14 protein-coding genes and 2 rRNA genes are annotated in these 19,386 nt (G+C 74.8%); 14 read left to right on the plus strand and 2 right to left on the minus strand.

The genetic code is table 11. The features are described 5' to 3' along the window. The 13 genes from ACFYNO_RS10120 to ACFYNO_RS10180 form a co-directional block, all read left to right on the plus strand. A 23S ribosomal RNA gene (locus tag ACFYNO_RS10120) occupies positions 1-93 on the plus strand; the annotation flags it as partial. An 88-nt stretch (positions 94-181) separates the two neighbouring features. Then, positions 182-298: ribosomal RNA gene (gene rrf, locus ACFYNO_RS10125) — 5S ribosomal RNA — on the plus strand. 145 nt (positions 299-443) lie between these two features. After that, positions 444-1,118, plus strand: coding sequence for a SigE family RNA polymerase sigma factor (locus ACFYNO_RS10130; protein WP_388008377.1), 675 nt, complete (start codon positions 444-446; stop codon positions 1,116-1,118). Next, on the plus strand, positions 1,111-2,046 hold the full coding sequence (locus ACFYNO_RS10135) for a hypothetical protein (protein WP_388008380.1): 936 nt from the start codon (positions 1,111-1,113) through the stop codon (positions 2,044-2,046). The genes ACFYNO_RS10130 and ACFYNO_RS10135 overlap by 8 nt, the downstream gene beginning before the upstream one ends. A 151-nt stretch (positions 2,047-2,197) precedes the next feature. After that, a complete protein-coding gene (locus ACFYNO_RS10140; protein ID WP_388008383.1) occupies positions 2,198-5,614 on the plus strand; it encodes an FtsX-like permease family protein in 3,417 nt (1,138 codons plus the stop codon). Between the two features lie 43 nt (positions 5,615-5,657). Further along, on the plus strand, positions 5,658-8,501 hold the full coding sequence (locus ACFYNO_RS10145) for a hypothetical protein (RefSeq protein WP_388008386.1): 2,844 nt from the start codon (positions 5,658-5,660) through the stop codon (positions 8,499-8,501). 11 nt (positions 8,502-8,512) lie between these two features. Then, positions 8,513-9,499 carry an ABC transporter ATP-binding protein gene (locus ACFYNO_RS10150; RefSeq protein WP_388008389.1) on the plus strand — a complete coding sequence of 329 codons (987 nt, stop codon included), beginning with the start codon at positions 8,513-8,515 and terminating at the stop codon, positions 9,497-9,499. After that, positions 9,496-10,212 (plus strand): ABC transporter ATP-binding protein, encoded by a 717-nt coding sequence (locus tag ACFYNO_RS10155; RefSeq protein ID WP_388008392.1) that lies wholly within the window; start codon positions 9,496-9,498, stop codon positions 10,210-10,212. Before ACFYNO_RS10150 ends, ACFYNO_RS10155 begins: the two co-directional genes overlap by 4 nt. Before the next feature lie 168 nt (positions 10,213-10,380). Continuing rightward, positions 10,381-10,962, plus strand: a complete 582-nt coding sequence (locus ACFYNO_RS10160) for a hypothetical protein (protein ID WP_388008395.1) — start codon at positions 10,381-10,383, stop codon at positions 10,960-10,962. A 211-nt stretch (positions 10,963-11,173) separates the two neighbouring features. Then, the gene (locus tag ACFYNO_RS10165; RefSeq protein ID WP_388008398.1) at positions 11,174-13,774 is read left to right on the plus strand and encodes an ATP-binding protein; all 2,601 of its coding nucleotides are present in this window, start codon (positions 11,174-11,176) and stop codon (positions 13,772-13,774) included. Next, entirely contained in the window at positions 13,771-14,451 is a 681-nt protein-coding gene (locus ACFYNO_RS10170) for a response regulator (protein ID WP_388008401.1), read from the plus strand. Before ACFYNO_RS10165 ends, ACFYNO_RS10170 begins: the two co-directional genes overlap by 4 nt. A 53-nt stretch (positions 14,452-14,504) precedes the next feature. Next, the gene (locus ACFYNO_RS10175) at positions 14,505-14,912 is read left to right on the plus strand and encodes an OB-fold nucleic acid binding domain-containing protein (protein WP_388008404.1); all 408 of its coding nucleotides are present in this window, start codon (positions 14,505-14,507) and stop codon (positions 14,910-14,912) included. Then, positions 14,909-15,640, plus strand: a complete 732-nt coding sequence (locus tag ACFYNO_RS10180; protein ID WP_388008407.1) for a DUF3159 domain-containing protein — start codon at positions 14,909-14,911, stop codon at positions 15,638-15,640. The genes ACFYNO_RS10175 and ACFYNO_RS10180 overlap by 4 nt, the downstream gene beginning before the upstream one ends. 51 nt (positions 15,641-15,691) lie before the next feature. Here ACFYNO_RS10180 and ACFYNO_RS10185 read toward each other — a convergent pair whose 3' ends face one another. Continuing rightward, the gene (locus tag ACFYNO_RS10185; RefSeq protein WP_388008410.1) at positions 15,692-16,363 is read right to left on the minus strand and encodes a potassium channel family protein; all 672 of its coding nucleotides are present in this window, start codon (positions 16,361-16,363) and stop codon (positions 15,692-15,694) included. Next, positions 16,363-17,028, minus strand: a complete 666-nt coding sequence (locus ACFYNO_RS10190) for a potassium channel family protein (protein ID WP_388008413.1) — start codon at positions 17,026-17,028, stop codon at positions 16,363-16,365. Before ACFYNO_RS10190 ends, ACFYNO_RS10185 begins: the two co-directional genes overlap by 1 nt. 244 nt (positions 17,029-17,272) lie before the next feature. Between ACFYNO_RS10190 and ACFYNO_RS10195 the strand changes: the two genes are divergently transcribed. Next, positions 17,273-19,342, plus strand: coding sequence for an APC family permease (locus ACFYNO_RS10195; protein ID WP_388008416.1), 2,070 nt, complete (start codon positions 17,273-17,275; stop codon positions 19,340-19,342). The last annotated feature ends 44 nt before the right edge of the window (positions 19,343-19,386 follow it).

Below are 19,386 nucleotides of genomic sequence, written 5' to 3' on the forward strand. Positions count from 1 at the left end.
GGCTCCCAGTAGACGACTGGGTTGATAGGCCGGATGTGGAAGCCCTGTGAGGGGTGGAGCTGACCGGTACTAATAGGCCGAGGGCTTGTCCTCAGTTGCTCGCGTCCACTGTGTTGTTCTGAAACAACGACCCCCACCCGGGAAATGTCAGGGGTGGGTGCGGCCGATAGTTTCATAGTGTTTCGGTGGTCATAGCGTGAGGGAAACGCCCGGTTACATTCCGAACCCGGAAGCTAAGCCTCATAGCGCCGATGGTACTGCAGGGGGGACCCTGTGGGAGAGTAGGACGCCGCCGAACAATCATTCAGGAGAAGCCCCCAGCATTCGTGCTGGGGGCTTCTTCGCGTTTCCGGACGCGTTCCATCCTTTGGTCTAGACCTTGCGGGAGTCCTCGGAGGTCGGCGACACTCCCGGAAGAGTCGGGCAAGGGGGAGGAGCGGCGCGTGGCGAAACGGTCCCGGGAGGGTCCGCCGGCCGAGGTCCCGACGGACAACGACGAGTTCCGGGCCTTCTACGAGGGCGCGCACGGACAGCTGGTCGCCCACCTCTACGCGCTGACCGGTGATCTCGGTGAGGCGCAGGACGCCGCCCAGGAGGCGTTCGTCCGGGCCTGGAACCACTGGCCGCGGCTGAGCGGGTACGAGAATCCGGTGGCCTGGGTCCGGCTGACCGGTCAGCGGATCGCGATCAGCCGCTGGCGGCGGGCCAGGACGGCGCTGCGCAGCTGGGTCCGGCACGGGCCGGCGAACCCGCAGCCAGGGCCGGGGCCCGAGTCCGTGGCGCTGGTGGCCGCCCTGCGCGAACTGCCTGAGGCGCAGCGCCGCGCGGTGGTGCTGCACCACATGGGCGGGCTCACTGTCGCGGAGATCGCGGCGGAGGAGGGCGTCGCCCTGGGCACCATCAAGGCCAGGCTGCACCGCGGCCGTGCCGCCCTGGCCGGGCTGCTCGGCGAGCCCGCGGCCCAGGAGGAGGACGTGCCGCGCCTCGGCCCGCCGCCTGTATCCGCACCCGCCACCGGACCGGCACCCGCCGCCGACGGCACCCCGTCCGTACCCCCGCAGCCGCAGCACCGAGAGCACCCGCACCCCACCGAGACGAAGGCGAAGAGCCGTGTCTGAGCACGATGGTGAACTCCCCCCGCCCGAGAGACCGTCGACCCCGCCCCAGGAACCGCGCCGGACACCGACCGCCGCTGTCCTGGACGAGGGGTTCGACCGCCTGAGGGTCGAGGTGCTGGCCCGTCTGACCCCGCCGCCGCTGGAATCCGTGGTGCACCAGGCGGCGCGCCGCCGGCGCCGGCACCGGGCGGCCTCCTCGCTGGCGGTCGCGGCCGCGGTGCTGGCGGGTGGGGTCGCCGCGGACCAACTGCCGCGGCTGCTGCCCGGCCATGACCTCTCCCACTCCACCCGGGTGACCGCCAGCATGGTGGACAGTTCGCCGCTGCCGGTCTCCAGCGTCCCGCCGGACCTCGGCTGGACGGCGAAGCAACTGCCGCTCTCCGCCGCCGAGATGCCGTCGATCTGGGGCGCCTACGGCCCGTGGCGCGCGGCGACCGCGGAGGCCGGCGCGCCGCTGGCCGCGGACCCCGGCGACCAGCCAGGCTGCCTGGCCGGCTCGATCCTGTCGCTGGGATCCTGGGACGTCCGCGGAGCCGACTACGTGCCCGCCAACCCGGCCGAGTTCGGCAACTCGGCTGGGCAGGTCCAGGCCTACCAGTACGTGCTGAGCTTCGCCGACAACACCACGGCCGCCACGGCGGCCGAGGTGCTGGGCGGCCGGTACGGCTGCAAGGGTGGGCACGGCGGGCTGACCCGGGTGGCCGCCGACGAGCAGTCCACCGTGCTGCACGAGGCGTACAACGACTCGGCCGGGCCGGTCAGTTACGTGGAGGAGTTCACGGTGGCGGTGCACGGGGTGCGGGTCGGCGTGATCGGGGTGCGGCGGAGCTACCGGCCCGGTGAGCTGGGGTTCGGCACCCCGCTCGGCGTCGACCAGCAGTTCGGCCAGGCGGCCCAGCTGCTGCGGACCCGCCTGCTCGCCGGCTAGCTGTTCCGGAAGCCGGTGCCCGCTGACCGCTCGGCGGTGATCGGTAAATAATCCCAACTGTTGTGCAACCTGCCCCCGTCGGCGCACGTGAGGTGTGCAAGGCGTCCTCCGGTGGGGAGGGCCGCGGTGGGAAGGGCGGCGACTGCTGCCGATGAGCACCAGCACTCCAGACTCAGGGCGGGCCCGCGGACTTCCGCACGTGCTGCGGCTGTTCGGCCGCCACGGGGTGGCGCTGGCCGCCGCCGTGGGCGCGCTGGTGGTGGCCGTCGCGGTGCTGACCGCCCTGGGCGGCCTGGCAGGCATCGCCGCCACCGACGGCGTCCGCCACCGGCTCACCGGCGACCCGGCGCTCGGCATCGAGGTGGACGGCCGCTGGACCGCCGAGGCGGAGCGCTCCGCCGACCCGGTGGTGCGGGCCGCGCTCGACCGGGTCCTCACCGGGGTGCCGCACAGCACGCAGACGGCGCTGCGCGGGGCCGGTTCGATCGGCCTGCCGCTCCCCACCGACCCGGCCGGCTCCGGAACCGGCCCCAGCGGAACCGCCGGTGTGCCCGCCACCCTCCCGCTCTTCCCGCTGGCCGTGCCCCGGCCCGACCGCTACGCCCAGCTGCTCGCGGGCAGCTGGCCCGCCGGCCCGGCCACCCCGGGCGGGCTGGCCGCCGCCCTGTCGGAGACGGCGGCGACCCTGCTGCACGCCCAGCCGGGCGAGGTGCTCCGGGTGCCCGCCCCGGGCGGCGGAGCCGGCACCGTCGACCTGACCGTCACCGGCATCTTCCGCCCCACCGCCGGGGCGGCCGCCTACTGGCGCGGCGTCAGCGCACCCGGGCACGGCGCCCCGGACGACCTGCTGCTGGACCGAGACCAACTGCTGGCCCAGCCGGGCCTGGTGGCGAGCGCCCGGGCGGTCTGGGTGGCGCTGCCCGACCCGGACCACCTGACGCTGGACCAGCTGACGGCGCTGCGCCACCGCACCGAGGGCTTCGCCGGCGGCGATCCGGCGCGTGCGGTCTACCGGGGCGCCCCGGCGCTGCTCGCCGACACCACCGTGCAGTCCGGCCTGCCCGACCTGCTGAGCTCGCTGGCCCGCCCGGCCCTCGCCGCCCGGGCCGGCGTGGCGGTGCCGACTGCGCTGCTGGCCGTCCTGGCCGCCGTGGTCCTGGTGCTGACGGCCCGTCGGCTGGCGGCCCAGCGCCGGGCCGAGAACCTGCTGCGGCTCTCCCGCGGCGTCGGCCCGGCCCGGCTGCTCGGGCAGGCCGCCGCCGAGTGGGCGGCGGCCGCGCTGCCGGCCGCGCTGCTCGGCGTGCTGGCCGCCGGTCCGCTGCTGCGGGCGGCGCTGCGGCTGGACGGCCGCCCGGCCGAGCCGCTGCCCGGCGGTTGGCCGACCGTGCTGCTGCCCGCCGCCTTCGCCCTCGCCGTGCACGGCGCGGCCGCGCTGCTGCCGCCCGCCCGGCTGGCCCTGGATCCCGGGGGCGAGCTCTCCGCCCGGCTGCGCGGCCCGCGCCGGCTGGCCGCCCAGCGCGCCGGGCTCGACCTGGCGCTGCTCGCGGTGGCCGTCCTCGGCTACCTCCAACTGCGGCACTACGGAACGCTGGTGCCCGACGGCGCCGGCACCGCCTTCGACGCGTCGGTGGGCCCGGTTCTGGTGCTGGTCCCGGTGGTGATGGCGCTGGCCGGCGCCGTGCTGCTGCTGCGCCTGCTGCCCGTCGCCGCCCGGCTGCTGGAGCGCGGCGCCCGGCGCGGCGCCGGCCTGGTGCTGCCGATGGGCGGCTGGCGGATCGGCCGGGATCCGGCCGGTCGGCTGGTGCCGGTGCTGGTCACCCTGCTGGCGCTGGCCACCGGCACGCTGGCGGCCGGCACCCTGGCCGTGCTGCCGGTCAGCGACCGGGACCGGGCCGCCTTCACCGTCGGCGCCGACCTGCGGGTGGACTCCACCGCGGTCGCCACCGACGCCGCTCCCGCCGCGCCACCGGTGCGCAGGGCCACCCTCGCCGCGCTGCCCGGCGTCACCGCCGTGACCGGCATCGCCGAGCAGTCGGCGTACGTGGGCAGCACCGTGGTGCGCACCGTCGCCTTCGACACCGCCGCCGACCCCGGCCGGCTGCCCGCGCTCCGGCCCGACCTGGCCGGGGGCTCCGCCGCGGGCCTGCTGAGCCGCCTGCGCGACGGCGTGCCCGAGCAGGGCGTGCCGCTGTCCGGCCGACCGGCCTCCCTGGAACTGCAGGTGCGGCTTCGCACCGGACATCCGCTCACCCAGTCAGTCGCACTGACCGTCTCCGTCCGGACCGCGGACGGACTGACGGACCTCCTGACGGCACCACTGCCCACCGACGGAGCTTCACACATGCTGCGCCTCAACCTCCCGGACCTGCCGTCCGACGCCTACCCGCTGCGGATCGCCCGGCTCGGCCTGCGGTTCGACCCGCCGAAGTCCACCGACCCGTACGAACCGCGCCAGACGCTCGACCTGGCCGTCACCGAGCTGACATCGGTCGGCGGCGACGGCACCCGTGCCGCGGCCGTCCTGGCCGCCGGAGCCTTCTGGAAGGACTCGGCCGTGGTCGAGCCCGACCCGGTGGTCCTGGGCTGCGAGGGCAACCAGAAGACCCTGCCGGACGACCGGTGGCTGCCGGACGGCCTGCAGGGCCCGGGCGCCTGCAGCGTGGACCGCGAGGGCGGCGCGCTGCTGCACGCCGTGCTGCGGACCCAGGCCGAGGTCGGACCGGGCCTCGGCGTCCGGTCGGTGCTCTTCCAGACCTCGGCCGCCGAGGGAGCCGCGGTGGTTCCGGTGCTGGCCGACGACGCGCTGCTGGCCCGGCTGCACGCCGAGGTCGGTGACACCCTCCGGCTGGACTGGGACCGCTACGGCGAGTCGGCTGCGGCCACCCAGGTGCGGATCATCGGCCGGATCGGCGCGCTGCCGGGCTACGACCGCGGGGCCGGCCACCTGGTGCTCGACCAGCGCCAGCTGGCCGTCAACCGGGTGCAGACCGGCGGGGCGGAGATCCTGCCGGCCGGCTGGTGGCTGGCCTCCGGCGACCCGGCCGCCACCCAGGCGGCGCTGGCCGCCCACCCCGAGCTGGGCGGCGTCCGCAGTGCCCGCGCCCAGGCCCGCTCCTACGCCACCGACCCGTTCCGGGCCGCCCAGCGCACCAGCTGGCTGCTCGCCCTGGTGATGGCGCCGGTCTTCGCGCTCACCGCCGTCACCCTGCACGCCGTGGCCGAGGCGCGCTCCCGGCAGCGCGAGTTCGCGGTGCTGCGGGCGCTCGGGGCGCGGCGGCGGCAGCTGGCCGCGCTGCTGCGGGTGGAGCAGGTGGCGCTGGCCGCACTGCCCGCGCTGCTCGGCGGGGTGCTGGGCGTGGCGCTGGCGGGCCTGCTGCAGCCGGCGATGGTGGTGGACGACAACTCCTGGCCGGTCTTCCCCGACCTGCGCACCTCGGCCGGCTGGCCCGCCGCCGCGGCGGCCACCGCTGCCACCGGCCTGCTGCTCTGCGCCGCCGTGGTGGTGCTGGCCCGGCTGCTCGCCCGGGTGGACCTGACCCGGACGCTGCGCGCGGGGGAGCAGGGATGAGGGCGGGGCGCAGACCGTCCGGCCTCCGCCAGGGAGGGCGGGGATGACGCCGTTCTGGCTGATCAGACGCGAGGCCGGCGCTTCCTGGCCGGTCGCCGCGGCGCTGGCCGTGCTGCTTGCGGCGCTCACGGCGGTCTCGCTCGGCTGGCCGGCCCGGTTCGACCGGCTGGCCGACCGGACGCTGGCGGGGCAGGTGGCCCGGGCCCAGGAGTCGGGCGCCCTGGTGACCGCGGACGGTGCCACCTCCTTCCCGTCGCTCGGCCCGGGCGATGCGGTCGGACCGCTGGCGGCGGACGCGCTCGGCCACGACCTGGACCGGGTCGGCAGCCAGGCCGAGCAGCACCTGGGCCGGCAGCTGGCCGGCGTGCTGGGCGACCGCCGGGGCCAGGCGGAGACCGAGGGGGCCGCCGTCCTCGGGGTGCCCACGGTCTTCGGCAGGCCGCCGCTGGTCGAGCTGGCCTACCGTCAGCAGGCCGATCCGCCCGCCGAGGGCGAGCGGCTGCGGTACGTCGAGGGCCGGGCGCCCGGACCGACCGGCAAGGGTGAGGACGCTCCGATCGAGGTCGCCGCCTCCGAGGCCACCCGGGACGCGCTCGGCCTGCACGTCGGCGGGCGGTTCGAGCTGAAGAGCGACGTCGACTGGGGGACCCCCGCGGTGCTGGTCGGGGTGTTCCACGTCGACAGCGCCGCGGCCCGGTTCTGGCAGCAGCTCCCGCTGCTGACCTCGCCGCTGAAGACGGTCACCCCGCGGGGCCAGGAGCTCGACGGCGAACTGCTGACCAGCCAGGCCGGCCTCGCCACCGCCCGCGACCGCGGCCGGGTGCTGCTCTCGCTCGGCTGGGACTGGACCGCCACCACCGGCCGGGGCAGCGCCACCGGCGCGGGCCTGGCGGCGCTGCGCGGCCAGCTCGCCCGGCTCGGCCAGTACGACCCGTCGGCCTTCTGCGACTACCGGCCGGGCCTCGGCTGCCGGCTGACCGGCCTGATGCTGAACGACGTGACGGTCGGGGACCGGCTCACCCCCGTGCTCACCGACTTCGCCGACCGGCGCGACCGGACCGTGCAACTGCAGGGCTTCGCGCTGGCCGGCCTGCTCACCGTCGTGGTGGCCACCGGCTTCGCGGCGGCCCGGCTCAACGCGCACCGCCGGGGCGGGGCGTTCGAGCTGCAGCGGCTGCGCGGTGCCGGACGCGGGCAGCCGGCCGGCCGGCTGCTGCTGGAGGCGCTGCCGGCGGTGCTGCTCGGGCTGGGCGCGGGCCGGCTGCTGGCCGGGCTGCTCGCCCCGCCCGGCTACCCGCCCGGTGCCGAGGCCGGCGGCTGGCCGCCCGTGCTGGCCGCCGCCGTGCTGCTGGGCTGCGCGCCGGCGGCGGTGCTGCTGCTGGCGCCGCTGGCCGCGCAGGGCCGGGTGCGAGCCCGCCGACTGGTGCTGGAGGCGCTGGTGGTGCTGTTGGCGGCGGCCGCGCTGGCGGGGCTGCGGCTGCGCGGCGACGCGGCCGGCGCCGATCCGCAGCTGGTGCTGACCCCGTCGTTGCTGGCACTCGTCCTGGTGCTCGCGCTGCTGCGGCTGGTGCCGCCGCTGGTCCGGCTGGCCGCCAGGGCGGCGGCCCGGGGCCGGGGCGCGGTGCCGCTGCTCGGGCTGGCCCGGGCGGCCGGGCTGGGCGCGGCGGCGCTGCCGGTGCTGCTGGTCCTGGTGCTGGCGATGGGCGGCGGGGTGTTCGGCGGGCTGGTCTCCAGCACCGTGGCCGGCAGCCGCCAGCGGGTCGCCGACTGGCGGACCGGCGGGGCCGCGGCCGCGCTGGTCGGCCCGCTGGACCGGCTGCCCGGCCCTAGCCAGGCGGACCGGGCGGTCGGCGGCGCCGGGGCGGTGGCGGTCCGGGCGGCCGGCGGGGACCTGACGGCTCAGGAGGACGGCACGGTCTTCCCGCGCTCCACCCTGGTCGGCGTCGACCCGGCCGGGCTGCGCGGGCTGGAGCCCGGCTCGCCGCTGGCCGCCGCGCTGCTCGGCGCGGGCCTGGACCGCGCGCCGGTGGCCGCCGGCGGTGCGAGCGGGCAGGAGCCGGTGCTGTCCGCGCTCGGCGATCCGGAGCTGGCCGCGGCCTACCCCGGCGGCACCTTCGAGGTGGCGGCGCCCGGCCAGGCCCGGTTCCTGGTCCAGCTGGCCGGCACGCTCTCCGCGGCCTCGGCCGCCGACCCGGCGCTCGGACCGGTGCTCGGCGACCAGCCCAGGCACACCGCGCTGCTGGTGTTCGCGGGCGACGCCGCGCAGCGGCTGCCGCACCAGTCGGGGCAGGTCTCGGCGCTGCTGGTCGGCTCGGCCGGGCCGGGGCCCGAGCCGGACCGGGCGGCGCTGGCGGCGCTGGCCGCCGAGCGGTACGGCGCGCCGGGCGGGCTCGGCGCACCGGTCCAGCTGCGGGTGCGGCAGGAGGAGCTGGCCGCGCTGACCTCCGACGGCCTGGTCCGCTCCACCGGCCAGGCGTTCCTCGGCGCGACCGGGCTGGGCCTGCTGCTCGGCCTGGGCACCGTGCTGCTCGACCTGCTGCTCAGCTCCGCCGAGCGCGGCCGCACGCTGGCCCGGCTGCGCACCCTCGGCCTGGGCGGCCGGGCCGCCACCGGTCTCAGCCTGCTGCAGCTGCTGCCGCTGGTGCTGGCCGCGGTGGCCGGCGGCGCCGCCCTCGGGCTGCTGCTGCCGAGCGCGCTGGGCGGGGCGCTGCGGCTGCGCGGGATCACCGGCGGGCCGGACGAGCCCGCCGTCCACCACGACTGGACCCTCACCGCCGGGCTCGGCGCGGGGCCGGCCCTGCTGGTGCTCGGCGCGGTGGCGCTGGAGGCCGTGCTGGGCCGGCGGCGCCGGGTGCGGGCGGTGCTGAGACTCGGGGAAGAGCTGTGACCGGAGAAGCTGTGAGCACTGCCGACGGGCAGCCCGACCTGGCCGCGCTGCGGGCGGCCGCGCTGGAGCGGTCCCGGCCGCCGGCCGTGGACGGGCTGGTGGTCTGCGAGAACCTGGTCCGGATCTTCCGCACCGGCGCGGCCGGGCGGCCCGGCGGGGTGGAGGTGCAGGCGTTGCAGGGCCTGGATCTGGTGGTGGCCGAGGGCGAGCTGCTGGCCCTGGTCGGCTCCTCGGGCTCCGGCAAGTCCACCCTGCTGTCGATCCTGGCCGGCCTGGACCGGCCCAGCGCGGGCACCGCCCGGGTGGCCGACACCGACCTGGCGGCGCTGGGCCGGCGGGCCAGGACCGCGTACCGGCGCCGCACCGTCGGCGTGGTGCAGCAGCAGACCGCGCGCAACCTGCTGCCGTACCTGACGGCCCGGGAGAACGTCCAACTGCCGCTCGCCTACGGCGGAACGGCCCGGGGCAGGCGCCCGGCCCGGGCGGCCGAACTGCTCGACCTGCTGGGTGTGGGCCACCTGGCCGCCCGGCGCCCGGCGGAGCTGTCCGGCGGCGAGCAGCAGCGGGTGGCGATCGCCGTCGCGGTGGCCAACGAGCCCCGGCTGCTGCTGGCCGACGAGCCGACCGGCGAGCTGGACACCGCCACCGCCGCGGAAATCTTCGCCGCACTGCGGGCGGCAAACCGCGAGCTTGGGGTTACCGTACTCATCGTCACGCACGATGCGCTGGTATCCGAACAGGTCCGGCGCACGGTGCGGATCCGGGACGGGCGGACCTCCACCGAGGTGCTGCGGCGCCGGGCGGACGAGGGGGAGCAGGCGGGCGCACACGGTCTGGTGGCCGAGGAGTACGCGGTGCTCGACCGGGTGGGCCGGCTGCAGCTGCCCCGCGAGTTCACCGAGCAGCTGGCACTGCGGGAACGGGTCCGGCTGGTCCTGGAAGCGGATCACATCGGGGTCTGGCCGGACCAAGGCCGACCGGAGGGGACTGAGGGATGACCCAGCAGCAGGAGGAGAGCGCCGGCGCGGCCGCCACGCTGGCGCCGATGGTCGAGGTCGAGGACGTCTGGCGCAGCTTCGGCAGCGGCGGCACCGCGGTGCACGCCCTGCGGGGGGTGTCGTTCGGCGTCCGGCGCGGCGAGCTGACGGCGCTGCGCGGCCGCTCGGGCTCCGGCAAGACCACGCTGCTCAACCTGGTCGGCGGGCTGGACGCCCCCACCTCCGGCAAGATCCTGCTGGACGGCACCGACCTGGCCGGGCTGGACGAGTCGGGCCGGCTGGCGCTGCGGCGGGACCGGATCGGCTTCGTCTTCCAGTCCTTCGGGCTGATCCCGATCCTCAGCGCGGCGGAGAACGTCGGGGTGCCGATGCGGCTGCGCAAGGTGCCGGCGGCCCAGCGCGAGGAGCGGGTGCGCACCCTGCTGGCCCTGGTCGGGCTGGCCGAGCACGCCGAGCAGCGGCCCACCGAGCTCTCCGGCGGCCAGCAGCAGCGGGTGGCGATCGCCCGGGCGCTGGCCAACGACCCGGCCCTGATCATCGCCGACGAGCCGACCGGCCAGCTGGACTCGGAGACCGGCCGGGCGGTGATGCAGCTGCTGCGCGCGGTGGTGCGCAGCGAGGGCGTCACGGTGCTGGTGGCCACCCACGATCCGCAGCTGATGGAACTCGCGGACCGGGTGGTGGAGCTGAAGGACGGTCGGATAGCGGAGTGACGGGTGCAGCCGGTGTGACGGTTGGTCACGGTTCGGCCTCGCTTCGGTAAAGCGGGCCGCTGGGGGCCGAACCGGCTTTCGGGCGGCCGTCCGGCCCCGATAGGGTCGCGGCTCCGGCCGCGTTCCTGGGCCGAGCCACTTGACGTCACCTCATACCGGGGGATCCGCTTGTCCACTCCGCCGCCACCCCAGGGGCAGTACCCGCCGCCGCAGGGCGGTGGCTTCGGCCCGCCGCCCGGCGCCTACGGCGCTCCGGGGCCGCAGGCGCCGCAGGGCTACGCCCCGCCGCCGCAGCAGGGTTACCTGCCGCCGCAGCAGGGCTACGCCCAGCCGGGTCAGCCGTACGGCCAGCCGATGCCCCCGCAGTACCCGAACCCGGGCTTCGTGACGCCGCCGGCCAAGCCGCGCCGCGGTCCGCGCATCATCCTGGGCATCGTCGTGGTCGTCGTGCTCGCGGTGATCGGCGTCTTCGCCGTCAACAGCGCCAAGCACGACCCGAAGTACGCCTCGGTCGGCGACTGCGTGCACAACAAGAACGGCTCGGTCGCGGCGGGCGGCACCGACGACCACCCGGACGTCGTCACCATCGCCTGCACCGACCCGAACGCCGACGCCAAGATCGTCGGCAAGGTGCACGGCTCGGGCGACCCCGACACCAACTGCAAGCAGTTCTCCGACGCGGACGGGTACTACACCCAGAAGCAGGGTTCGGAGGACTTCACGCTCTGCCTGAAGTTCCTCAAGCAGTAGCCGCGCACCACCACTGCCGGGCCGTCCGAGGGACGGCCCGGCAGTGCTGTTTCCGGACCCCTGACGGTCCCTCCGACACGTCAAGATGCTGCTAAATCTGCCCTCCCACCAGCCCAATCGAAGGCAGCAGAGCCCTCACCCCGTACTCTCGACAGCGCGAACAGATGTCCGGGGGTGGTCCCCGGAGCGGGCTCGATCAAGAATGGGACGCATGGCGCGCGGAAGGCTGCGGATCTACCTCGGGGCGGCCCCCGGGGTGGGCAAGACGTACGCGATGCTCGCCGAGGCCCACCGCCGACTGGCCCGCGGCACCGACGTGGCGGTCGGCTTCGTCGAGACCCACGGCCGCCCGAACACCGCCGAACTGCTGCACGGCCTGGAGGCCGTCCCGCGCCGGGTGCTGGAGCACCGCGGCGCCGAGTTCACCGAGCTGGACCTGGACGCCCTGCTGGCCCGCCGCCCCCAGGTGGCCCTGGTCGACGAACTGGCGCACACCAACGTCCCGGGCAGCCGGCACGCCAAGCGCTGGCAGGACGTCGAGGAGCTGCTGGCGGCCGGCGTGGACGTCATCTCCACCGTCAACATCCAGCACCTGGAGTCGCTGGGCGACGTGGTGGAGGGCATCACCGGGGTCCGCCAGCGCGAGACCGTGCCGGACGAGGTGGTGCGCCGGGCCGACCAGATCGAGCTGGTCGACATGTCCCCGCAGGCGCTGCGCCGCCGGCTGGCGCACGGCAACGTCTACGCGCCGGAGAAGATCGACGCGGCGCTCTCCAACTACTTCCGCCCCGGCAACCTCACCGCGCTGCGCGAGCTGGCGCTGCTCTGGACCGCCGACCGGGTGGACGAGTACCTGCAGCGCTACCGGGCCGAGCAGGGCATCGACTCCACCTGGCAGGCCCGCGAGCGGATCGTGGTCGGCCTGACCGGCGGGCCCGAGGGCGCCACGCTGATCCGCCGGGCCGCCCGGATCGCCGCCAAGGGCTCCGGCAGCGAACTGCTCGCCGTGCACATCTCCCGCTCCGACGGGCTGGCGGCCGGCAGCGGCTCGCCGCAGGCGCTGATCGAACAGCACGCGCTGGTGGAGAGCCTGGGCGGCACCTTCCACACCGTGCTCGGCGACGACCCGGCGCCGGCCCTGCTGGACTTCGCCCGCGGCGTCAACGCCACCCAGATCGTGCTCGGCTCCAGCCGCCGCAAGCCCTGGCAGTACGTCTACGGTCCGGGCGTCGGCTCCACGGTGGCCCGCGACTCCGGCGACATCGACGTGCACATCGTCACCCACGAGCACGTGGCGCACGGCCGCGGCCGGATACCGATCCGCAAGGTGACCGACCTGGGCCGGCCCCGGGCGGTGGCCGGCTGGCTGATCGGGGTGGGCGGGCCGCCGCTGCTGGCGCTGCTGCTCAACCAGCTGAGCCGGACGGCGCTGCCCACCGACATGCTGCTGTTCTTCTCGGTGACGGTCTGCGCCGCCCTGGTCGGCGGGCTCTTCCCGGCGATCGCCTCGGCGATCGTCGGCTCCACCGCGCTGAACTACTGGTTCACCCCGCCGGTGCACCGGCTGACCATCTCCGATCCGCAGAACATCCTGGCGGTTGCGATCTTCACGGTGGTCGGCATCGCCGTGGCCACCGTGGTGGACGTGGCGGCCCGGCGCACCCACGAGGCCTCCCGCAGCCAGGCCGAGGCGCAGACCCTGAGTACCCTGGTCGGCACCGTGCTGCGCGGCGGCTGGCCCACCGGCGACGGCATGCTCAAGGCGCTGCTGGACCAGGTGCGGGAGACCTTCCAGGTGGACTCGGTGGCGCTGCTGGAGCGGCGCCACGAGTTCGACCCCTGGCACGCGATCGCCGACAGCGGGCCCAACCCGCCCGAGCACCCCGAGGACGGCCAGGTCGACGTGCCGGCCGGCAAGACCCTGGCGCTGGTGCTGCGCGGCCGGGTGCTGCCCGCCTCCGACCGCCGGCTGCTGGGCGCCTTCGCCGCGCAGGCCGCCGTGCTGGCCGAGCGCGAGCAGCTGGTGAAGGAGGCGGCCGCCGCCCGCCGGCAGGCCGAGGGCAACCGGATCCGCACCGCCCTGCTGGCCGCCGTCTCGCACGACCTGCGCACCCCGCTGGCCGGGATCAAGGCCGCGGTCTCCTCGCTGCGGGCCGAGGACGTGCAGTGGTCGCCGGCCGACGAGGCCGAGCTGCTGGCCGGGATCGAGGCCGGCGCGGACCGGCTGGACCACCTGATCAACAACCTGCTGGACATGAGCCGGCTGCAGACCGGCACCGTCACCCCGCTGATCCAGGAGGTGGACCTGGACGAGGTGGTGCCGTTCGCGCTCGGCGGGGTGCCGCTGGAGTCGGTGCGGCTGGAGGTGCCGGAGAGCCTGCCGATGGTCTCGGCGGACGCCGGGCTGCTGGAGCGGGCGCTGGCCAACCTGATCGAGAACGCCGTCAAGTACAGCCCGCCGGGCCAGCGGGTGCTGGTCCGGGCGGACGCGCTGGACGCCTCCCCGGCGGGGGAGCGGGTGGAGCTGCGGGTGGTGGACCGCGGGCCCGGGGTGCCGGAGGAGGCGAAGGAGAAGATCTTCGCGCCGTTCCAGCGCTACGGCGACGCCCCGCGCGGCGCCGGCGTGGGCCTCGGCCTGGCGGTGGCCCGCGGCTTCGTCGAGTCGATGGGCGGCAGCATCACCGCCGAGGACACCCCCGGCGGCGGCCTGACCATGGTGGTCTCGCTGCCCGCCGTGGCGCGCGCCCCCGACCCGCCCGCCGACGCACCGGCACTGACCTCCCTGAACCTTCGGAAGACGGAGCACGCATGACCCGGGTCCTCGTCGTGGACGACGAACCGCAGATCGTCCGCGCCCTGGTGATCAACCTCAAGGCCCGCAAGTACGAGGTCGACGCCGCCCACGACGGTGCCAGCGCGCTGGAGCTGGCGGCGGCCCGGCACCCCGACGTGGTGGTGCTGGACCTCGGCCTGCCGGACATGGACGGCGTCGAGGTGATCAAGGGCCTGCGCGGCTGGACCCGGGTGCCGATCATCGTGCTCTCCGCCCGGCACGCCTCCGACGAGAAGGTGGAGGCGCTGGACGCGGGCGCCGACGACTACGTGACCAAGCCGTTCGGCATGGACGAGCTGCTGGCCCGGATGCGGGCCGCGGTGCGCCGGGCCGAGCCGGTGGCCGGCGAGGACGACTCGCTGGTGACCACCGAGGCGTTCACGGTCGACCTGGCCGCCAAGAAGGTCAACAAGGGCGGCGTCGACATCCGGCTCACCCCGACCGAGTGGCACCTGCTGGAGGTGCTGGTCCGCAACGCCGGCCGGCTGGTCAGCCAGACCCAGCTGCTGCAGGAGGTCTGGGGCCCGGCCTACCGCACCGAGACCAACTACCTGCGGGTCTACCTTGCCCAGCTGCGCCGCAAGCTGGAGACCGACCCCTCGCACCCGCGCCACTTCATCACCGAGGCCGGCATGGGCTACCGCTTCGAGCCCTAGGAGGGGTCGTTCGACCACTCCGTTCGAGGGGCTGTAGCCGGTACCCTTCCGGCATGAGTGGTAACAGCGGAGACCAGCCGCAGGGCCGGCTGCGGCGGATGCTCTCGCGGCTCACCTCCAGCCCGGAGGAGCTGCAGGCGCAGGAGCTGCGGGAGGACGCCGCGGTGTCCGGCTGCACGCCGATCGCCCAGGCCGGCGACCGCGAGGTGGTCACCGTCTCCGGCACCCTGCGCACCGTGACGCTGCGCCCCCGGGCCGGGGTGCCGGCCCTGGAGGCGGAGCTGTTCGACGGCTCCGACGCGCTCGACGTGGTCTGGCTGGGCCGGCGCTCGATCGCCGGCATAGAGCCGGGCCGCCGGCTCACCGCCAGCGGCCGGATCAGCAGTGCACGCGGGCGCCGCGTGCTCTTCAACCCCCGCTACGAGCTTCGTCCGCTGGGACATGGGAGCGAGCACCAGTGACCAATCCGCCCGGCGGCGAGCACGCCGCCCCGCACGTGCTGATCACTGAGGATCCGGCCGAGGCCGCCCGCCGGCAGGCGGAGCAGGACGCGGCCGCCTCCCGGGAGGCCGCCGACACCGTGATGGCCGCCTTCGGCGGGGTCCGCGGCCTGATCGACACGACCGTGCCCGGTCTGGTCTTCATCGCCACCTTCACGGTGACCCACAAGGTGGCCACCGCCGCCTGGGCGGCGCTGGGCCTGTGCCTGCTGCTGGTGGTGGTCCGGCTGCTGCGCCGGGAGACCCTGAAGCACGCCTTCTCCGGCGTCTTCGGCGTGGCGATCGGCGCCTTCTTCGCGATGCGGACCGGCAAGGCGCAGAACTTCTACCTGCCGGGCCTGCTCTACAGCGTCGGCTACTGCCTGGCGCTGGCGATCTCGGCGCTGGCCCGCTGGCCGCTGATCGGCGTCATGCTCGGCCCGGTCACCGGCGAGATGTTCACCTGGCGCACCCAGAACCCGGGCCGGCTGAAGGCCTACACCAAGGCCACCTGGGCCTGGGTGGCGATCATGGGCATCAAGCCGCTGGTGCTCTTCCCGCTCTACTTCACCGGCGACGTCAACCTGCTGGGCTGGCTGAAGGTGGCGCTGGCCTACCCGCCGCTGCTGCTGGCGATGTACGTGACCTGGCAGATCCTGGTGAAGGCGCCGCCGCCGATCAAGGCCGAGGTCCCGGACGAGGACGAGTAGCGAAGCGGCCCGGCTCCCCGAGGGGGGAGCCGGGCCGCTTCGTCGTTGCGGCTACTGCGCGCCGGCGCCGGCCGAGAGCAACTGCTCCAGCTCCTCCTCGCGCTCCTGCGCGGCGACGAAGAGCAGCTCGTCGCCGCCCTCCAGGGTGTCGTCGCGGGCCGGCACCAGCACCCGGCCCTCGCGGATCACGGTGACCAGCGCGGTGTCCACCGGCCAGGAGACGTCGCCCACCCGGGTGCCGACCAGCTCGGCGTCCTCGGCCAGGGTGAGCTCCACCAGGTTGGCGTTGCCCTGGCTGAACCGCATCAGCCGGACCAGGTCGCCGACGCTGACGGCCTCCTCGACCAGCGCGGACATCAGCCGCGGGGTGGAGACGGCGACGTCCACGCCCCAGGACTCGTTGAAGAGCCACTCGTTCTTCGGGTTGTTCACCCGGGCGACCACCCGCGGCACGCCGTACTCGGTCTTGGCGAGCAGCGAGACCACCAGGTTGACCTTGTCGTCACCGGTGGCGGCGATCACCACGTGGCAGCGCTGCAGCGCCGCCTCGTCCAGCGAGGTGATCTCGCAGGCGTCGGCCAGCAGCCACTCGGCCATCGGCACCCGCTCCACCGAGATGGAGTTCGGGTTCTTGTCCACGAGCAGCACCTCGTGGCCGTTCTCCAGCAGTTCGCCGGCGATCGAGCGGCCGACCGCGCCGGCTCCGGCAATCGCTACCCGCATCAGTGATCCTCCTCCGGCCCGGCGGCGAACGCGGCCTCGACCGCGGCCAGCTCCGCCTTGCGCACCATCACCTGGACCAGGTCGCCCTCCTGCACCACCGTCTGCGGGGTGGGCAGCATGCCCTCGCCGAGCCGGGTGACGAACGCCACCCGGGCGCCGGAGGCCTCCTCCAGCTCGGTGAGCCGGTGGCCGATCCAGGCCGGCGCGTAGGCGACCTCGGCCAGCTGCACGCTGCCGCTCGGGTCCTGCCAGAGCGGCTCGGAGCCGCTGGGCAGCAGCCGGCGCAGCATCTGGTCGGCGGTCCAGCGCACGGTGGCGACGGTCGGGATGCCCAGGCGCTGGTAGACCTCGGCCCGGCGGGGGTCGTAGATCCGGGCGGCCACGTGCTCGATCCCGAAGTTCTCCCGGGCCACCCGGGCCGCGATGATGTTGGAGTTGTCGCCGCTGCTGACCGCGGCGAAGGCGCCGGCCTCCTCGATGCCGGCCTCGCGCAGGGTGTCCTGGTCGAAGCCGACGCCGGTGACCCGGCGGCCGTTGAACCCGGCACCGAGCCGGCGGAAGGCCGTCGGGTCCTGGTCCACCACGGCCACCGAATGGCCCTGCTTCTCCAGGGCCCGGGCCAGCGCGGAGCCGACCCGTCCGCAACCCATGATCACGATGTGCACGGTGCCGTTACCTCACCCGACTCGTTGGGGCCTTGACCTGCGCAAACACCGTTCGATCTTCCTTCCGTACCCGAATCGCCGGGCGATAAGACGGGCCGTTCGTCCGCTCGGACGGACGGCCGGGCAACCGTAGTGCTGCCCGCGTCCTCGCCCCCCGACACTAGCCGGTCTGTAGAACAAGGACTCGACGAAGTCGACGCCGCGGTGGTGGCCGTGAAAGCAAGAGCCCTTACGATTCCTTAACGTGCCCAATCTGACCGACGTCTCCAAACGGCTGCTCATCGGCCGCGCGCTCCGAAGCGACAAGCTCGGCGAGACCCTGCTGCCCAAGCGGATCGCCCTGCCGGTGTTCGCCTCCGACGCGCTCTCCTCGGTGGCCTACGCGCCCGAGGAGATCCTGCTCACCCTCTCGCTGGCCGGGGTGTCGGCGATCCACTTCTCCTGGCAGATCGGCGTCGTGGTCGCCGTCGTGATGCTCGCGGTGGTGGCTTCGTACCGGCAGAACGTGCACGCCTACCCCAGCGGCGGCGGCGACTACGAGGTCGCCACGGTCAACCACGGGCCGAACTCCGGCCTGGTGGTGGCCAGCGCCCTGATGGTCGACTACGTGCTCACGGTGGCGGTCTCCACCACCTCCGGGGTGGCCAACGTGGTCTCCGCGGTGCCGGCGCTGCGCGGCCACGAGCTCGCGCTGAGCGTGCTGCTGGTGGTGGTGCTGATGGCCATGAACCTGCGCGGGGTGCGCGAGTCCGGATCCGCCTTCGCCGTCCCCACCTACGCCTTCATGGCCGGGGTGATCGGCATGGTCGGCTACGGCCTGGTCCGGCACCTGCTGATGGGCGACACGCTGCACGCCGAGAGCGCCGGCTTCCACCTCGAACCGACCCCGGGCAACGGCGCGCTGACCGGCTTCGCCCTGGTCTTCCTGCTGCTGAAGGCGTTCTCCTCGGGCTGCGCCGCGCTCACCGGCGTCGAGGCGATCAGCAACGGCGTGCCGGCCTTCCGCAAGCCGAAGAGCCGCAACGCCGCCACCACCCTGCTGATGATGGCCGGGATCGCGGTGACCATGTTCATGGGCATCATCTACCTGGCCCACCTGACGGGCACCCAGATGGCCGAGAACCCGGCCCAGCAGCTGACCGGCGCGCCGGCCGGCTACCACCAGAAGACGGCGCTGGCGCAGATCAGCGAGGCGGTCTTCTCCAACTTCACCCCGGGCTTCTACTTCATCGCCGCCGTCACCGGCCTGATCCTCGTGCTCGCGGCCAACACCGCCTTCAACGGCTTCCCGGTGCTCGGCTCGATCCTGGCCCAGGACCGCTACCTGCCCCGCCAGCTGCACACCCGCGGCGACCGGCTGGCCTTCTCCAACGGCATCATCCTGCTGGCCGCGGTGGCGATCGTCTTCATCGCCGCCTTCGACGCCGACCCGAACCGGCTGATCCAGCTCTACATCGTCGGCGTCTTCGTCTCCTTCAACATGAGCCAGTCCGGCATGATCCGGCACTGGACCCGGCTGCTGCGCACCGAGACCGACCCCAAGGAGCGCCGCCGGATGCAGCGCTCCCGGGTGATCAACACCTTCGGCCTGGTGATGACCGCGGCGGTGCTGATCGTGGTGCTGGTCACCAAGATCAGCCACGCCTGGATCGCGATCGCCACCATGTGCGTGCTGTTCGTGATGATGAAGGCGATCCGCCGGCACTACGACCGGATCTCCGAGGAGCTGACCCCGGCCGAGGACGCCGCCGACTCCGCGCTGCCGACCCGGATCCACGCCATCGTGCTGGTCTCCAAGCTGCACAAGCCGGCGCTGCGCGCGCTGGCCTACGCCCGGCTGGCCCGGGCGGACACCCTGGAGGCGGTCACCGTCGACGTGGACCCGGCGGACACCGCGGCGCTGCGGGCGGAGTGGGACGAGCGCGGCATCGAGGTGCCGCTGAAGGTGCTGGCCTCGCCCTACCGGGAGATCACCGTCCCGGTGCTGGAGTACGTGCGCCGGCTGCGCGGCTCGGCGCCGCGCGACGTGGTGAGCGTCTACATCCCCGAGTACGTGGTCGGCCACTGGTACGAGCACCTGCTGCACAACCAGAGCGCGCTGCGGCTCAAGGGCCGGCTGCTCTTCAAGCCCGGGGTGATGGTGACCTCGGTGCCCTGGCAGCTGGAGTCCTCCGAGCGGCGCCGCACGGTGCGCAGCTACTCGGCGCCCGGCGACGTGCGGCGCGGCGAACCGCGGCGGCGCACGGTACCGTCGGGGGCTGCGGTCGAAATCCCCGCAGCACCCGTCAGCACCGACAAGGATGCCGTCACGTGAGTCGCAACACCCCCCGCTCCGCCTCGGGCCAGCCCCGCAAGGGC

Origin of the sequence: Kitasatospora sp. NPDC006697, from assembly GCF_042869935.1 — a bacterium.
GTDB lineage: Bacteria > Actinomycetota > Actinomycetes > Streptomycetales > Streptomycetaceae > Kitasatospora.

Excerpts from the sequence above, each read along its gene's own strand:
- ACFYNO_RS10140 (WP_388008383.1), top strand. The coding sequence starts at position 2,198 with ATGAGCACCAGCACTCCAGACTCAGGGCGGGCCCGCGGACTTCCGCAC.
- ACFYNO_RS10145 (WP_388008386.1), top strand. The coding sequence starts at position 5,658 with ATGACGCCGTTCTGGCTGATCAGACGCGAGGCCGGCGCTTCCTGGCCG.
- ACFYNO_RS10155 (WP_388008392.1), top strand. The coding sequence starts at position 9,496 with ATGACCCAGCAGCAGGAGGAGAGCGCCGGCGCGGCCGCCACGCTGGCG.
- ACFYNO_RS10165 (WP_388008398.1), top strand. The coding sequence starts at position 11,174 with ATGGCGCGCGGAAGGCTGCGGATCTACCTCGGGGCGGCCCCCGGGGTG.
- ACFYNO_RS10170 (WP_388008401.1), top strand. The coding sequence starts at position 13,771 with ATGACCCGGGTCCTCGTCGTGGACGACGAACCGCAGATCGTCCGCGCC.
- ACFYNO_RS10175 (WP_388008404.1), top strand. The coding sequence starts at position 14,505 with ATGAGTGGTAACAGCGGAGACCAGCCGCAGGGCCGGCTGCGGCGGATG.
- ACFYNO_RS10185 (WP_388008410.1), bottom strand. The coding sequence starts at position 16,363 with ATGCGGGTAGCGATTGCCGGAGCCGGCGCGGTCGGCCGCTCGATCGCC.